The following is a 15,202-nucleotide window of genomic DNA, read 5'->3' as shown; positions in this document are numbered from 1 at the left end:
CAGCCGCCACCGTTTCCCGCCCCAACCTGCGATTTCTGTCAGACCCACCCAGTACTTTGGGCCATCGGGGGGTGCTCATTTCAGGCGCCGATTTGTGTCGGTGGGATGCCGTAGGCTGCCCGGGCCGGGTCTAAGCGCCTAGGTGGATGGGCCTCTGTCGGAGCCCCTCCAGACCAGGTCGCAGGCAGAGCAAGTCCGCGCGAGACCAGCCACTTCCACGTAGAGCGAGTCCAAGGGAAACCGCCGGAACCAGCGAGTCCGCCGCAGAGCAAGCCCGCGCGAAACCCTCCGAACCAGCCACTCCAGACAAAGCAGGCCCGCGGAAACCCCTCGAAAACCAGCGTGGAATGGCGCGGAAGCCGTCCGGATCAGGCGCGGCGGTGGGCTCGGGCGATCTTGATGATCGCCAGCTCCAAGGCGTAGCCCGCGTCGGCCGCCGCGCCCTTCACGTCCGCATTCAGTTTGGCGACGATCTGCATCGCGTCCGCAAGGCCCGCTGGGTGCCAGCCGCGGGTCTGGCCCATTGCCTTCCGGATCTTCCAGGGCGGCATGCCCAGCTCACCGGCACTTTTGAACGGGTCGACCCGGCCGAGTGGCGCGATGCGGGCGACAGTGCGGACCGCGTCATACAGGGCGTCAGCGACCAGCACGTGCGGCACGCCGAGCTGCATCGCCCACCTCAGCGCTTCCAGCGCTCCCGGCAGGTCTCCGACGACGGCCTTCTCCGCGACCGCGAAGCCGTTCACCTCCGCCCGGCCGTTGTGATAGCGGCGGACGGCTGTCTCGTCGACCTTGCCGTCGGTGTCGGCGACCAGCTGCGCGGCTGCCGAGGCGAGTTCTCGCAGGTCTGAGCCGACGGTTTCGATTAGGGCAGCGACTGCGGCTGCGTCGGTTTTGCCTCCGGCGACGCGGATTTCGTGCCGGACGAACTCTTCACGCTCCGAGGCCTTCGTCATCTTCGGGCACTCGGTTACCTTCGCGCCCGCTTTCTTCAAGGCCGCGGGCAGGGCCTTGGCGACCTTGCTGCGTCCGCCTCCTGAATGCAAGACCACGAGCACGACGCCATCTGCCGGGTTCTTGCCGTACGCGATGATCGCGTCGGCGATCTCCTGTGCTGCCTCGTGCGCCGCCTCCAGCACCACCACGCGAGCCTCGGCGAACAGTGATGGACTGACCAACTCGGTGAGCTGCGGGGTTGTGAGATCAGCCACCCGGACCCTGGTCAGGTCCGCGGTTGGGTCGGCGAGGCGCGCGGATTCCAGCGCGGCCCGGACCGCGCGGTCTACCAGTAGCTCTTCCTCACCCAGCACCAGTTGCAGCGGCTCGGGCGTCACGGCCGGGGCGTTCACATCACGCATACTGCCACGCCTCGCCCTCCCGGATAGTGGGCGCCATGGGTGGCATTGAGTAACCGGCGTGCCGTAACGTGTCCTGCTGACAGACCCACAACTGAACATTGCTCATCCAGAGGGGCAGAGGGATCGGCCCGAAGAAGCCCCGGCAACCGGCGTTCACCGTTCAGGTGACGAACACGGTGCCAATTCCGACCGGCGAAAGCCGGAAAGATGAGGAGATACCTCGCGATGACGACCACAGTCGGTGCGCCGACCACCTTCGACCTCGGACCTGCCAAGGCACTGTCGTGCCGGGAGTGCGGCCACGAGATCCCACTCGCCCCGGAATTCGCCTGCGCCGAGTGTTTCGGCCCGCTCGAAGTCAAGTACTCGTTCGGCGACATCCGGCGGGAAGACATCGAAGCGGGACCGAAGAACATCTGGCGCTACCGTGACCTGCTCCCGGTTCCGTCCGATGTGGACAACTACCCGAACACCGAACCCGGGCTGACCAGGCTGGTGAAGGCGGACCGCCTCGCCGCGGCGCTCGGCGTGAAAAGCCTGTGGGTCAAGGACGACACCGGAAACCCCACGCACTCCTTCAAAGACCGCGTCGTGGCCGTCGCACTGGCTGCCGCGCGTCAGCTCGGCTTCCGCGTGCTGGCCTGCCCGTCGACCGGCAACCTCGCCAACGCCACGGCCGCCGCGGCTGCCCGTGCCGGCTGGGAATCCGTTGTGCTGATCCCGTCTTCCCTTGAGAAGGCGAAGATTCTGACCACCGCGGTTTACGACGGCGCGCTGATCGCCGTTGAGGGCAACTACGACGACGTGAACCGGCTGGCCACCGAACTGGCCGCGGAGCACGAGGACTGGGCGTTCGTCAACGTCAACGTCCGGCCGTACTACGCCGAGGGCTCCAAGACCCTGGCTTACGAGATCGCCGAGCAACTCGGCTGGCGGCTGCCTCAGCAGGTGGTCGTGCCGATCGCCTCCGGTGCGCAGTTGACCAAGGTGGACAAGGGTTTCCGTGAGCTCGGCACGCTCGGGCTCGTCGAAGAGACGCCATACCGTGTCTTCGGCGCGCAGGCGACCGGCTGCTCGCCGGTTTCCGCCGCGTACAAGGCAGGTCGCGACGTCGTCCAGCCCGTACGCCCGGACACCATCGCGCGCTCGCTGGCCATCGGCGCCCCCGCCGACGGCCCGTACGTGCTGGATGTCGTCAACCGCACCAACGGCGCAATCGAAGACGTCAGCGACGAGGAAGTCGTCGAAGGCATCCGGCTGCTGGCCCGTACCGAAGGCATTTTCACCGAGACCGCGGGCGGCGTGACCGTCGCGACGGCGAAGAAGCTGATCGAGACGGGCAAGCTCGACCCGGAGGCCGAGACGGTCCTGCTGATCACCGGTGACGGCCTGAAGACCCTCGACGCCATCGAGAGCAAGGTCGGGCCGCGCGCGACGGTCCCGCCGTCGGCCGACGCGGTCCACAAAGCGCTCGGCTTCTGACGTTTGCCGAGGTCTCCGCCGCTCAGTCGGCGGAGACCTCGTACATGCCGATGCCAAGCGCTGGCACGTAAGGGTTCTCGCCGGGCTGCGCCACTGTGGAGAACACCACCAAGCGACCGTTTTCCCTTACGGCAGTGGGTTTCCAGACACCGGACTGGTGCCAGTCAGTGCCGTCGATGGTGCTCACCAGTTGCTGCGCGGGGTTCCAAGGACCATCCGGGTTTTCGCCTCGCGAGTGCCAGAGACCGTCGTCGGGCGTGAACTTCGAGTCGAGCGGGTGCCGGGAGATGATCAGGTCGAACCCATGATCACCGGCGATCACGTGAGCATCGAACTGCCTGGCTTCGGGCGCGCCGATCCGGCGCCATCCGCTGACACCGTCCGGGCTTTCGACCAGGCCGGTCATCGCGAGCGCGCCTGTGGCCAGGCCTGCCGTGTAGCGAAGGAGCCAGCGCCCATCGCAGAAGAGGACGTTCGGTTCGAGGACCGTGCCTCGTTCCCACGGCTCGCTCGCGGTGAACACCGGTTCCGGTCGACGAACCCAATCGTCGCCCATCAATTGCAGATAGCCGATCTGGTACGGCCCATACAAGCTGTCGAAACTCGACGAGCTCGCGTAGTAGATCCGCTCGACGACGGCGCCGCTGGCATCGCGCCCACGTGCATACGCCGGACAGTGGTAGCCGGTGGCATCCCACCCGTCGGGCGTTGGGGCGTCTGCCAACTGAACGGCCAGACCTGGATCGTCCTGCGCGGTCATGATCCGCCAACCGTCGTTCGCCACTGTCGACTCGGCGGTGAATAACTTGATCACGCGGTCTTGGCCGTGCGTCCCGCCCAGCACCATCCACCAACGATCACCACGCCAGGTCACGCTCGGATCGGCGACCGTGTCCAGGTTACGCAGGCCGGACAGCCCTTTGCGGGCGTTCCCGCCGAAGACGAGCTGCTGCACCGCCACCACCCCTTAATTCGACAACCAAATATCTCACCAACTAAGCTATACCACGATCGAACGAAGGAGTCGCGGTGGCCGATCCCGACCTGGTAACCCGGCTGCTGGCTGTCCAGCAGCAAGCTGCCGCACTCGGCACGACGCTCGGCGACGCGATCGCGGCTCGTCTCGGGATCGCCAGCACCGATTTGAAGTGCCTTTTCCTGCTCATCCAGCGGCCGCAGACGCCTCGCGAGCTGGCCAAGGAGCTACGGATGTCGCCGAGCGCGATCACGTCCGTCGTCGACCGGCTCGAGAAGGCAGGCTTCGCCCACCGGGAACAGTCGAAGACTGACCGGCGCCAGGTCGTTGTCACCGCCGTGCCCGAACGGGCACAGTTGGCCACTGATCTCTACACCCCACTGTTCGACCGGATGTCGGAGATCCTCACCCAGTACGACCTGGAACAACTGGCCACACTGCACCACTTCGCCGAGCAGTCGGTGACGGTGTTGCGCGATGAGATCGAGCGCCTCGACCGGTGACCGCGCACTGTCCTTTGTGATACTTCCTTTCGCCGTGGAAAGACTGGGGTACTGGCTGAAGTCCTCAGCCGTGGTGATCGCGATGATCAACTGCGTGCTGTTGGGCGAGCAGCTGGCCCCGCCAAGCGACCCGTTCTGGCCGGTGATCATCGCAAGCGCCGGAGTGATCCTCGTCCTGCTGTACTTCGGCTATCGGCTGGAAGCGCCAGTACCACCGATCAGGAAACAGATCCGTACACATCCAGGAGTGCGTGATTACGCCCCGATCCCTGGCGAGGGCTGGCTACCGCACGAGGTGTGGCGGGAGTTCCCCGACCCAGTTCCTGAGGTCCCTGCTGTCCAAGTCTCCTTCTACCACGACATCCCGGCAGGCGACGTGCCTCCTGACGCGACACTGCGCCGCCTGTGGCTGGTCCGCGCGCAGATCGCCGCAGAGTTCAACGTTTACCGCGCATTCTCGCGTCATGACACACGCAGTCCTTTCCCGACCATCAAGTTGGGGTCGTGTGGATCATCGGCGCCGCCATGCTTTCCTTCAGCGAAGGCAAAGAAGCCATGGGCCCACGACTTGCCGGTCTCTTCGTAGTTTTGACGCTCTCTGTCCCGATCTTCGTGGGCGTCAAGGCTTTCATCGCGCAGCAGAGGACTATCCGCCGTCGCACCAAGGCTTTACGCGCTGAGGAACAGCGACTGATGGAACTCGACAGCCAACGTCCTGGCGGTCCGCTAGGCGGTGAACGTGTCACCAGGATCCCGCGCCCGGGCTTCTCTGGTCCTTCCTATACCCCACCTCCTGTGTTGACGTGAAGCCAGGGCGCGGTTCGCGCCCTGGCCGCGTTACTTCGGCGGCCCACGTGGATCTCTTCTGCGGACAACGGTCAAGTCGCCGACCACAGCGACATCACCGTCCTGGTCTGTCCGCAACACCATCGCTCCCCCAGCGACAAGTCGCCGGAGCGTGCCCGGATTCGGGTGGCCGTAACGGTTTGCCGCGCCCACGCTGATCATGGCGACGCGGGGGCGGACAGCATCGATGAACTCCGGGACGATGTACCGGCTGCCGTGATGCGGCACCTTGAGGACATCGGCGCGCAGGTCGACCCTGGTGTCCAGCAAGTCGGCCTGTGCGGCCAGTTCGACGTCACCGGTCAGCAGGACCCGGCCGCTTCCTGTGGTCGCCCGCAGCACCAGCGACCCGTTGTTGATCTCCGTTCCGGTTGCCTCACCTTCCTGTGTGGTGTCGGCGTAACGCGGGCCGAGCACCTCGATGGTCAAACCTGGCCAGTTCAAACGTTGCCCCGCGGTCAGCCAGAGCACGGGCACCTGGGATCGTTCAGCCTCCGACTGCACCTGGCGCCATGCCCACGCAGGCAATCTGCCCGAGCCGACGGCAACCGCACCGATGGCGTTCCCGCCCAGCACCGCAGGCAGTCCACCGACGTGGTCGGCATGCAGGTGCGTCAGGATCACCAAGGGAATCCGTGACACCCCCAGCCTGTTCAAGCACCCGGCGATGGCTCCGGGATCTGGACCTGTGTCGACGAGCACGGCGCGCCCTGGTTCGTCGGTCGCCAGGACGACCGCGTCACCCTGACCGACATCACACGCCACCGACGACCACCCGGACGGCGGCCATCCGGGCGCGACAACCCGGATCGGGACCAACACGACCGCGAATCCGACGACCATGGCAGCAGCCAGGACACGCAAACGCCTGTGCCGCAACAACAGAACGCCCACGGTCAGGACAACGGCCAGCAGCATCCCTCCCCACCATCCGGTAGGCCAGTCCAGTACCGCACCGGGGATCGCGGCGGCGTGCCGCCCGACCTGGATCATCCAGTACAGCTCCGGCCCAGCGAGCCAGACGAAGAACTCGGCAAGCCACGGAAACAGCCCAGCGGCAAGCGCGGCCAGCAAACCCAACACAGTCGCCGGAGCCACGACCGCTGAGGCCAACAAGTTCGCGCCAACGGCAACCAAGCTGATCTGCCCACTCATCCCGGCCACTACCGGTGCTGTGGCCAAGTGCGCAGCAGCCGGTACCGCCACTGCTTCCGCGAGCATCCGCGGCACGCCACGGTCAGCCATCGACCGCGACCATCTCGTCGCGAGCAGAACCAACGCACCCGTTGCCAACACGGACAACGCGAACCCAATGCTCGTCGCCATCATCGGGTCGTGCAGCACCAGCACGATGACCGACGTGGCCAGCGCAGGCAACGCGGCCCGCTCACGCCCAATCACCAACGCCAGCAACCCCACGCCACCCATGACTGCGGCACGTAGGACACTCGGCTCCGGCCCAGCGAGCACAACGAAGCCAACCAGCGTCAATCCGGCGCCTGTCGCGCAAAGCCTCGGCCCAAGCCTCATGAGCCGTAGCAACAGCAGCGTCGCCACGCCCACAATCGCCAGGTTCGCCCCGCTCACAGCCAGCAGATGCGCCATCCCGGCCGCACGGAACTCTTCGACCACGCGTTGCGGCAGCATTGTCGTGTCGCCGACTACCAGCGCAGGCAACAATCCCGCTGATTCAGGCGATAGGACTCCGGCTGCTTGCCGCAACCCGGCGCGCATTTCCTCGGCGACTCGCTGCCACACCGGCGCAGGTGTCACGTCAGTAGGCGGTCCTCGCACTCGCAGCACGGCTACCGCCGAGTCTCCGGGCGCGAGAGTCCCGTCGGCGCGGAGTTGCTGTCCTGGCAGGAGGCTTGACCAACCTGCCATGGGGACAAGGAGCACTACTGCTCCCGTCGACGGAATGCTTTGGCCGTCCACTTTGGCCTCTTTGACTTCAGCGGATGCAGACGCCAATCGCGCGCCCGCTTGTTGCCCGCCGAATCCCGCGGAGAATATGGGCTGTGGGCGGTCCGACAGGACGACCGTCAGGTGCGCTGCTTCTCCTCGGTCCGCGTAGAACCTGAGCGGGTCCTGCTCCCAGTCCTTGAGCCGCCATGAGGTCGGCACGATGGAGACCGCACCGCAGACCAACAATGACCAGCCCATCCCGCGTCTCAACCATCGGCCACGTCCATCACCGCGCAGACCCAGTGCGGGCCAGCGCTTCCAGAGGACGAGGGCTCCTGCACTACCGGCCAACACACCGATTACCACCGTGCACCACCAGCTGACAAGCAGGCCGAGGAGGGCTGCGAGCCAGACGGCAATGGCTGCGGGAACCAGCCGCCAGTCCCGCATCTTCAGCGGGTCGAGCATGCTGCGGTTCAGCAACGACATTCGCCTCCTTTCACGAAACGCGATCCTGAGCTTCTGGCGGGCGCCGTATCCCCGGTACGGCTTGTCGCGCTCCGGTTTGGACCTTCCGGCACGGTGACTTCACCGCTGCGACGGGTTGAGTTGGCTGTTCCAGCGCCCTGACCTCGCCGTTCTGGCTTGGTGAAGGCCCACACCGGCGCGGCGGAAGGCCGCACCAGCGCAGGAACTTCGCTCGATGAGAGCCGCCCCTGGCATGCCGAATACGACATCGACAAGCAGCTCAAGGAACGGCAAGTCAGACGCGCAGCGGAGATCAAGTGCAAGAGGCGCCTAACCAGCGGCCGCGACTTCCAGCACGGTGAGGTCACCGCTCCGGCAGGCCGAGACGTCTGTCCCAGCACCATGACTTCCTCCTTCCGGCATGGCCAACAGCCCACACCACCGCAGCGGAAGGCCGCACCAGCGCAGCGGCTGCCCTTGGCTCGCCAAGTGCGGGATCGGCGAGGGTCTTGAGGAGCTGTTGCTGCCAAGGCGTGCTGCGGCGATCAAGTGCCGGAGGCGCTTAAGAAGCGGCGCGCTTCTTAAGCGCGGTGAGATCGCCGCTGCAGTACAGTGGCGAACCGCGCCAGCTCCGCGAGACGCTCGGGCCGACACCAACACCGACATCCTGTCGTTCCGGCACGGCGAGATTAGGCACGTGACTTCACGGGTTCGGGAGCGTGAGATGCCTTGCCCCGCCGTGTGACTTCGTCATTCCGCACCGGGGGTGCCCCGCCCAGCTTCGGCTTTCGGCTTGGCTTATCGGGTTTGAGTCATGGCGAGGAACGAAGTTTTGTTGCCTCTAGCAAGGTCTTAAGCGCATGTCGAGCTCCAAGGTTGTGTGTGGGTGGGTAAATAGCTGCCCAGCAACGGCTCTGGCCTCCATGCAGGCCGTAAAGGGCGAATGAGCGCGTGGCGACGGCCGGGTCATGAGGGATTGTTCTGGGGTAGGTCTGTCTATCCCGTGCGAGAAGGGAAGGACTTCATTTCGAGACCACGCAGGGATTCGGCGGACGTAGGGACAGCAGGGAGCGAGGGGGCTTGGGGTGTCAGGGTGGGAGGCGGAGGTTCGAGATCATGAGGAAGCCGCTGACCACCGCGGTGAGCCAGAAGGTTTCGACTGGGGAGAAGGGCCAGTTTTCTGGTGTGGGCAGGAAGGGGATTGTCATCGTACTGTCACCAGGTCCTTGAGTTTGGTGTATCGGCTCTCGCCGATGCCGTCTATTTGGCGGAGTTGTTCCACTGCTTTGAAGGGGCCGCGTTGTGCGCGCCAGTCGATGATGCGCTGGGCTGTCACCGCGCCGACTCCGGGGAGGGTGTCGAGTTGCGCAGATGTTGCCGTGTTGAGGTCGATTTTCGCTGGTTTGGATTGGGGTATGGGTAGCTGCGCCTCCAGGGGCGGTGGGATTCCTACGTATATCTGTTCACCGTCCGCTAGGCGACGGGCCATGTTCAGGGCTAGAGCGTCTACATCGGACGCTCCGCCTGCTGCTTGGATCGCGTCGGCTACGCGGGAGCCCTCGGGTAAGGTGATGAGTCCTGGTTTGGGGACTCTGCCTACGACACTGATCACCATGCTGCCCGTTGACGCAGGCGCGTCGGTGCTCACCACCGCAGCGGGCAACAGCGGCGGCACTTCCGTTTCTGGTTGTGCCACAAGGATTCCTATGGCCGCACAGGCGGCTATGACGACAGCTGCTGTCGCGACGACGGGCAGCCGGAGGTTCTTCAGGCGGTCGCGGGCTACTGGTTGCGGTGGCGGGGATGGCGGGGTTTCGTCTATCCATTCCGTTACAGGGGAAGGGGTTTCGGTCGCGTGCGCCGTCCACAGCTGCTTTAGGCGGGACTTCGCGTCCGCTGGTTTTTGTTTTTGGCGGTTTTCGAACATGCTTCGAGCGTAGGGGGGTGATTGGGTTTTTGCCTTCTTGAGGGTGGTTTCGCTGTGGACAAGTTGGGGTTGTGGACAAGTTCGGGTTCGGGGTTGGGTTTTTTGTTGGGGTGTCGGTGGTTTGTGGTAGGGGGTTCAGTCCGGGAGGACGACCACACCGAGCACGCCTGGGCCTGTGTGCGCGCCAATGACCGCACCGAGCTCAGACACCACGCACCCAGACGACCGGGGCAAGCGCTCCTCAAGGCGGGTGGCCAGCTCGGCAGCCCGGTCTGGCGCGGCAAGATGGTGCACGGCAAGGGAAACCGGTCCACTGCCAGCTGAATCGGCAGCGAGATCCACCAACCGAGCCATCGCGCGACTGGCCGTCCGGACCTTCTCCAACGGCATGATCCGCCCGTCGGCAACATGCAACACGGGCTTGACCGCCAGCGCGGTCCCGACCAACGCGGCCGCTGCCCCGATCCGCCCGCCTCGCCGCAAATACTCAAGCGTCTCAACCATGAAATAAGTCTTGGCACGAGCCGCGGTCGTCACCGCCTCGGCCTCGACGTCGAGCCCTTTGGCACCGTCAGCGGCCGCAGCCGCGGCACGAAGCGCCGCGAAGCCAAGCCCCATGCCCGTTGTCCGGGAATCCACGACCCGTACCTTGTCCGGGCCGACCTCCTCAGCCGCGAGTCGCGCCGAGTCCCATGTCCCCGACAGATGCCGGGACAGGTGCACGGACACCACACCGGACGCCCCAGCGTCCAGCAGCTCCCGGTAGACAGTCGCGAACTCGTGCGGCGAAGGCCGCGACGTCGTCACGACCTGACGCTGGGACAACGCGCTCGCCAGCTGCATCGGGCCGATGTCGATACCGTCAAGCCCGGTTCGGTCGTCCATGACGACATGCAGGGGTATCACGCGCACCGAGTGCCGGGCCGCGAAGCCTTCGGGCAGGTGCGCCGTGGAGTCGGTGACTACGACGACGGACATGATCGCCGAGCCTACGTCTGTTTCGCGCCGGTGGAGACGACCAACTCGGCCAAAGCGCGTCCGACGGCTTTGTGGGCGTCCCAGCCCCAGTGCATTCCGTCGGCGTTGCCGTGCCCGCCGAGCACGTGGTCCCTGGTCAACGAGGCCAAGTCGAGTACGGGCACCCCGATCGATGATGCCCATCGGGAAATTGCCATAGCACCGGGGACACGCCCGGTGTGCACGCCACCGTAGGACGGCGCGCGATGCTCAGGGGGCAACACGCCGACTGCGGGCAACGTCGGCCGCAACGCCCGGATCGAAGTCAAGATCAAATCAAGGTAGCGAACCGTCAATCCGGGCGGCAAAGCGACCGGCCGACCACCCATGACCTGCGACAACCACGGCTGAGCCGCCAGATACCGGTCCCTGGCCCATCGCCGCAGGCCATCCGGGCGCACATACCGCAGGCCTTGACGTAGATAGGTCGGCAACGGCGAGGGCAACGTGTCCATGCTGCCGACACCGAGCACAAGCACGTCAGCCTTGGGCAGCAACGTCCACACCCGGGGATCGCCGACCAAGGACCAATAGGCGTCACGCGCGGTCCAGCCGAACCCGGCGACCAGCTCAGCCGTCCCGCCCAGCTCCGCGGCCGCGACGTTGGGCCACAGCCGTGCGTCGTCGGCGGGCATCGGCCCATCGGGGCCGTGAAAGCTCAGCGAGTCGCCGAAGACCAGCAGCGTGGTCATCCCGTGATGCCGGCGTTGTACGCGATCAGCCGCCAGGCCAGCCCAGTCGACTCCCGCCTGGCCAGCACGGTCCAATGGCAGTTGCCGATGCCACCGAGCATCGGCCAGCACTCCACGGGCAACGCCAGGAGCTTGCCGGTCAGGGCCGTGATCAAGCCGCCATGCGTACCGAGGATGACGGTCTCCTCGTCGCCCTCGTCCAGGTCAGCGACGACCTCGGCGGCACGAGCGGCAACCTCGATCCGGGACTCGCCACCGGGCGGTGCCCAGGTCGCGTCCTGCTGCCACACCGCCCGTGATCCTGGGGACTTCTCATCGACCTCAGCGCCGGTGAAACCCTGCCACTCACCGAGATTGGTCTCACGCAAACGCTTGTCGATCCGCAGCGGAACCCCCGTCGCGTTGACGAACACCGTCGCGGTGTCGGTCGCACGGCGAAGGTCCGATGCCACAACCAGATCCGGGGAGAACCGGGCAAGCGCGGGCACCGCGAACCGGGCCTGGTTCCAGCCGACCTCGGTCAACGCCGAATCCAGATGTCCCTGCATCCGGCTTTCGGCGTTGTAGTCCGTCTCCCCGTGCCGCCACAGCACGAGGCGGCGAAGCGTCACGTTTCCTGCTCTGGCGTCGGGTCGAACTCGATTCGCGGGCAGTCCTTCCAGAGCCGCTCCAGCGAGTAGAACGAGCGTTCCTCGGTGTGCTGGACGTGCACCACCACGTCGACGAAGTCGAGCAGCACCCAGCGGCCCTCGCGGGCGCCTTCGCGGCGGACCGGTTTGGTGCCGGCCTCGCGCATCTTCTCCTCGACGTTGTCCACGATCGCGCCGACCTGGCGCTCGTTGGGCGCGGAGGCGATCACGAAGCAGTCGGTGATCACCAGCTGGTTCGACACGTCGAGAACGACGATGTCACTGGCCAGTTTGTCAGCAGCCGCGTTGGCCGCCACCAGCGCCAACCTGCGTGCGTCGGGCGTAGCAGGCACATCTCTCCTTGTCGGGCCATCAGCAATTGAGGTATGAGGGTACCTGGGCCAGGCCGTCGAGGCGCATGACTATTCCGACTGACAGCCGATGATCCGCTCGGAGTACAGGTTGCGCTTCTGGATGTACTGCACCACACCGTCCGGAACCAGGTACCAGACCGGCTCGCCAAGGCTGACGCGGTCGCGGCACGCGGTCGACGAGATCGCCATCGCGGGCACCTCGACCAGGCTGACCGAACCGTCCGGCAGATGATGGTCGTCCAGCGTGTACCCAGGCCTGGTCACGCCGATGAAATGGGCGAGTCCGAACAGTTTCTCGGCGTCGCGCCACGACAGGATCTGCCCGAGCGCGTCCGCGCCCGTGATGAAGAACAGCTCCGCGTCCGGACGCTTGGCCCGCAGGTCCTGCAACGTGTCCACGGTGTACGTCGGCCCGCCGCGGTCGATGTCCACCCGGCTGACCGAGAACCGGGGGTTGGACGCGGTCGCGATCACCGTCATGAGGTATCGGTCCTCGGCCGGGCTGACCTCGCGGCTGCCCTTCTGCCACGGCTGACCGGTCGGCACGAAGATGACCTCGTCGAGGCCGAACCGTGCCTGGACCTCGCTGGCCGCGACGAGGTGACCGTGGTGCACCGGGTCGAAGGTGCCGCCCATGATCCCGATTCGACATTTCGCCGACATAGCTCGGCAGAGTACGCGGCATCAAGACTCCAAGAGGGGCCATTACCTGCCTTTTTCACCTCTTGAGGGGGCCTTTCCGCTGTTCATCGAGGCAAGATGGAGGGTTATGAGGAGTTGGACACCCATGCACGGCCAGCCGTATCAGCCGACGCCGTACCGGCCTCACCGGATTCCGCCGAAAGCGTCCATGGTTATTGCCGCTGACCTGCGAGAACGGATGAGCCAGCGTCGCACGGTCCGTGCGTTCGCCGGCGACGAAGTACCGGAACAAGTGATCCTCGACGCGATCGCGGTGGCGGCGACCGCGCCTTCCGGCGCACATCAGCAACCGTGGACTTATGTACTGGTGACCAACCCCAAAACGAGGGCTGCCATCCGGTGCGCGGCCGAAGAAGAGGAACGCCGTTCGTACGCGGGACGGCTTGGCGAGGAGTGGTTGTCCGCACTCGAACCCCTCGGCACGGACGAGCAGAAGCCGCACCTGACCGACGCGCCGTATCTGATCGTGGTGTTCGAGCAGCGGTTCTACCTCGACGAGAGCGGCGAGAGCCACAAGCACTATTACGTCGACGAATCGGTCGGCATCTCTGTCGGCATGCTGCTGACCGCTCTACACCTTTCGGGGTTGTGCGCGCTGGTGCACACGCCGAGCCCGATGAAGTTCCTGTCCGAGGTGCTTGGCCGGCCGCGTAACGAGAAGGCGTTCGCGGTGATCGCGGCCGGCTATCCGGCGCAGGACGCGGTGGTCCCGGATCTGGTGCGTAAATCGCTGGATCAGGTGATCGTCCGGGCGTGAGCGGCTCACGCCCGGACGGGCACCGGGTCAGTCAACCGGTGCGACGAGTTCGTTCTCGGCGGCGCTGAACACCTTGATGGCCTCGACCGGGCACGACTCGGCCGCGTCGATCACGGCCTCATCCTGGTCGACCACATCGGCCAGCGCGTGCGAACCGTCGGCTTCGAGCTCGAAGTGGTCCGGTGCGATACCGACGCACATCCCCGACGAGATGCACAAAGGGCGCTCCACCTCGATGCGCCACTGTGTGTCGCTCACTCACGTACCTCCGACCAGGTAACTGGCAGCTCTTGCAGGCCACGGACTAGACGGCCATGTTTCCACGGCGCATCCTGCGCGTCCACGGCCAGCGAGAGGTCGGGGAACCGTCTGATCAACGTGCCGAGCGCGACCTGGAGTTCCATCCTGGCCAGTTGCGCACCGATACAGTGGTGCACGCCGTGCCCGAACGCGATGTGCCCGATAGGTTCGCGATCCAGCTTGAGTTCCTGGCCGTCGTCGAACCGCCGAGGATCCCGGTTCGCGGCGACGACGTCGGCGAACACGCCTTCGCCCGCGCGTACCGTCGTGCCGCCCACCTCGACGTTCTCGGTGGCGATCCGCACGAAGCCGCCACTCGCGCTGAGCGGGGTGTGCCGCAGCAACTCCTCGACCGCGGCGTTCACCGTGTCCGGATTCGCCCGCAGCTTGGCCAGCTCCTCGGGGTGGTCGAACAAGCTGAAGACGAAGTTGCCGAACTGGTTGGCCGTCGTCTCGTGCCCGCCGACCAGGAGTGCGGCGGCCAGTTGGACGACCTCGTCCGGGTCGAGCCGGTCATCGTTGTCCTGTGCCTGCATCAGCGCGGTGAGCAGGTCGTCCTTGGGGTTTTCCCGGCGTTGGCGGAGCAGACCGGCCATGTAGTCGGTCAGGTTGCGGGTCGCCTGCTCGATCTCCTCAGGCGTGAAGGCGCTGATCGCCAGTGACGCGTCGGTCCAGGCACGGAACTTCTCTCGGTCCTCGTAGGGAACGCCGAGCATCTCGCAGATCACGGTGATCGGCAGCGGCCAGGACACCGAGGACATCAGGTCGGCGGGTGCGCCCTTGGCGATCATCTCGTCGAACAGGGTGTTGACGATCTGGTGCACGCGTGGCCGGAGCGTCTCGACCCGTTTGGAGGTGAACGCCTTCGTGGCAAGTCTGCGGAGCCGCGTGTGGTCCGGCGGATCCATGTCAAGCAGGGTTTTGTCCTCGCGGATCACCGGGAACGACCGTGGCACGTCCTTGCCGAACGCGGCCGCCCGGCTGAACCGGGTGTCACCGAGCACGAGCTTGACGTCCTCGTAGCGACGGGCGAGCCAGGCGTCGCCACCGTACGGCAGGCGGACCCGGACCAACGGCTCGCTGTCCGCGAGCCCGGCTCGCTCAGCCGACGGGTTGAGCGCTACGTAGTCATCGGTGCCGCCGCCAGGGAACGGGTAGTTGATCGGATGGTCTGTTGTGGTCATCGACCAGGCCCCCTTTGCCTTGTAAGCGTCTGCTTACAATTTCGAAGGTACTCGTCCGATAACTAGGGGTCAACGAATCGTC

15 protein-coding genes and 1 riboswitch are annotated in these 15,202 nt (G+C 65.7%); of the genes, 4 read left to right on the top strand and 11 right to left on the bottom strand.

Features of this window, described 5'->3' with window-relative positions; all coding sequences use genetic code 11:
- Positions 1-368: 368 nt before the first annotated feature.
- Positions 369-1,349, bottom strand: a complete 981-nt coding sequence (gene holA, locus LWC34_RS53470) for a DNA polymerase III subunit delta (RefSeq protein ID WP_372496875.1) — start codon at positions 1,347-1,349, stop codon at positions 369-371.
- Between the two features lie 108 nt (positions 1,350-1,457).
- A riboswitch (SAM riboswitch) is annotated at positions 1,458-1,572 on the top strand.
- 11 nt (positions 1,573-1,583) lie between these two features.
- Between holA and thrC the strand changes: the two genes are divergently transcribed.
- Entirely contained in the window at positions 1,584-2,840 is a 1,257-nt protein-coding gene (gene thrC / locus LWC34_RS53465; RefSeq protein WP_233734306.1) for a threonine synthase, read from the top strand.
- Positions 2,841-2,862: 22 nt separating this feature from the next.
- On the opposite strand, the gene LWC34_RS53460 is transcribed toward thrC, so the two are convergent.
- Entirely contained in the window at positions 2,863-3,795 is a 933-nt protein-coding gene (locus tag LWC34_RS53460; RefSeq protein WP_233734304.1) for a hypothetical protein, read from the bottom strand.
- A gap of 74 nt (positions 3,796-3,869) precedes the next feature.
- Between LWC34_RS53460 and LWC34_RS53455 the strand changes: the two genes are divergently transcribed.
- The gene (locus LWC34_RS53455) at positions 3,870-4,319 is read left to right on the top strand and encodes a MarR family transcriptional regulator (protein WP_233734302.1); all 450 of its coding nucleotides are present in this window, start codon (positions 3,870-3,872) and stop codon (positions 4,317-4,319) included.
- On the top strand, positions 4,294-4,905 hold the full coding sequence (locus LWC34_RS53450; RefSeq protein ID WP_233734300.1) for a hypothetical protein: 612 nt from the start codon (positions 4,294-4,296) through the stop codon (positions 4,903-4,905). The genes LWC34_RS53455 and LWC34_RS53450 overlap by 26 nt, the downstream gene beginning before the upstream one ends.
- A 251-nt stretch (positions 4,906-5,156) precedes the next feature.
- On the opposite strand, the gene LWC34_RS53445 is transcribed toward LWC34_RS53450, so the two are convergent.
- The 7 genes from LWC34_RS53445 to nadD form a co-directional block, all read right to left on the bottom strand.
- Positions 5,157-7,559 (bottom strand): DNA internalization-related competence protein ComEC/Rec2, encoded by a 2,403-nt coding sequence (locus LWC34_RS53445; RefSeq protein ID WP_233734299.1) that lies wholly within the window; start codon positions 7,557-7,559, stop codon positions 5,157-5,159.
- Between the two features lie 1,183 nt (positions 7,560-8,742).
- On the bottom strand, positions 8,743-9,465 hold the full coding sequence (locus tag LWC34_RS53440; protein ID WP_233734297.1) for a ComEA family DNA-binding protein: 723 nt from the start codon (positions 9,463-9,465) through the stop codon (positions 8,743-8,745).
- Positions 9,466-9,600: 135 nt separating this feature from the next.
- A complete protein-coding gene (locus tag LWC34_RS53435; protein ID WP_233734295.1) occupies positions 9,601-10,443 on the bottom strand; it encodes a DegV family protein in 843 nt (280 codons plus the stop codon).
- A gap of 11 nt (positions 10,444-10,454) precedes the next feature.
- The gene (gene octT, locus LWC34_RS53430; RefSeq protein WP_233734293.1) at positions 10,455-11,174 is read right to left on the bottom strand and encodes a diglucosylglycerate octanoyltransferase; all 720 of its coding nucleotides are present in this window, start codon (positions 11,172-11,174) and stop codon (positions 10,455-10,457) included.
- Positions 11,171-11,785 (bottom strand): histidine phosphatase family protein, encoded by a 615-nt coding sequence (locus tag LWC34_RS53425; protein ID WP_233734291.1) that lies wholly within the window; start codon positions 11,783-11,785, stop codon positions 11,171-11,173. The genes octT and LWC34_RS53425 overlap by 4 nt, the downstream gene beginning before the upstream one ends.
- Entirely contained in the window at positions 11,782-12,156 is a 375-nt protein-coding gene (gene rsfS, locus LWC34_RS53420) for a ribosome silencing factor (protein WP_233734289.1), read from the bottom strand. Before rsfS ends, LWC34_RS53425 begins: the two co-directional genes overlap by 4 nt.
- 69 nt (positions 12,157-12,225) lie before the next feature.
- Positions 12,226-12,840, bottom strand: coding sequence for a nicotinate-nucleotide adenylyltransferase (nadD, locus tag LWC34_RS53415; protein ID WP_233734288.1), 615 nt, complete (start codon positions 12,838-12,840; stop codon positions 12,226-12,228).
- A 106-nt stretch (positions 12,841-12,946) separates the two neighbouring features.
- On the opposite strand from nadD, the gene LWC34_RS53410 reads away from it, so the two are divergent.
- Entirely contained in the window at positions 12,947-13,636 is a 690-nt protein-coding gene (locus LWC34_RS53410) for a nitroreductase family protein (RefSeq protein ID WP_233734287.1), read from the top strand.
- A 27-nt stretch (positions 13,637-13,663) separates the two neighbouring features.
- Here the strand turns inward: LWC34_RS53410 and LWC34_RS53405 are convergent, their stop codons facing one another.
- Positions 13,664-13,894: a ferredoxin gene (locus tag LWC34_RS53405; protein WP_233734286.1), complete on the bottom strand. Its 231-nt coding sequence runs from the start codon at positions 13,892-13,894 to the stop codon at positions 13,664-13,666.
- A complete protein-coding gene (locus tag LWC34_RS53400) occupies positions 13,891-15,120 on the bottom strand; it encodes a cytochrome P450 (RefSeq protein ID WP_233734285.1) in 1,230 nt (409 codons plus the stop codon). Before LWC34_RS53400 ends, LWC34_RS53405 begins: the two co-directional genes overlap by 4 nt.
- Positions 15,121-15,202 lie beyond the last annotated feature (82 nt).

The organism is Kibdelosporangium philippinense, assembly GCF_021390435.2.
GTDB classification, from domain to species: Bacteria; Actinomycetota; Actinomycetes; order Mycobacteriales; family Pseudonocardiaceae; genus Kibdelosporangium; species Kibdelosporangium philippinense.
This window is presented reverse-complemented; position numbering and strand designations above follow the sequence as displayed.

Bases quoted from the DNA above. Each gene is read 5' to 3' on its own strand.
- LWC34_RS53450 (WP_233734300.1), top strand. From the start codon at position 4,294: ATGAGATCGAGCGCCTCGACCGGTGACCGCGCACTGTCCTTTGTGATA.
- LWC34_RS53440 (WP_233734297.1), bottom strand. From the start codon at position 9,465: ATGTTCGAAAACCGCCAAAAACAAAAACCAGCGGACGCGAAGTCCCGC.
- LWC34_RS53445 (WP_233734299.1), bottom strand. From the start codon at position 7,559: ATGTCGTTGCTGAACCGCAGCATGCTCGACCCGCTGAAGATGCGGGAC.
- LWC34_RS53400 (WP_233734285.1), bottom strand. From the start codon at position 15,120: ATGACCACAACAGACCATCCGATCAACTACCCGTTCCCTGGCGGCGGC.
- nadD (WP_233734288.1), bottom strand. From the start codon at position 12,840: ATGTCGGCGAAATGTCGAATCGGGATCATGGGCGGCACCTTCGACCCG.
- octT (WP_233734293.1), bottom strand. From the start codon at position 11,174: ATGACCACGCTGCTGGTCTTCGGCGACTCGCTGAGCTTTCACGGCCCC.
- LWC34_RS53435 (WP_233734295.1), bottom strand. From the start codon at position 10,443: ATGTCCGTCGTCGTAGTCACCGACTCCACGGCGCACCTGCCCGAAGGC.
- thrC (WP_233734306.1), top strand. From the start codon at position 1,584: ATGACGACCACAGTCGGTGCGCCGACCACCTTCGACCTCGGACCTGCC.
- LWC34_RS53410 (WP_233734287.1), top strand. From the start codon at position 12,947: ATGAGGAGTTGGACACCCATGCACGGCCAGCCGTATCAGCCGACGCCG.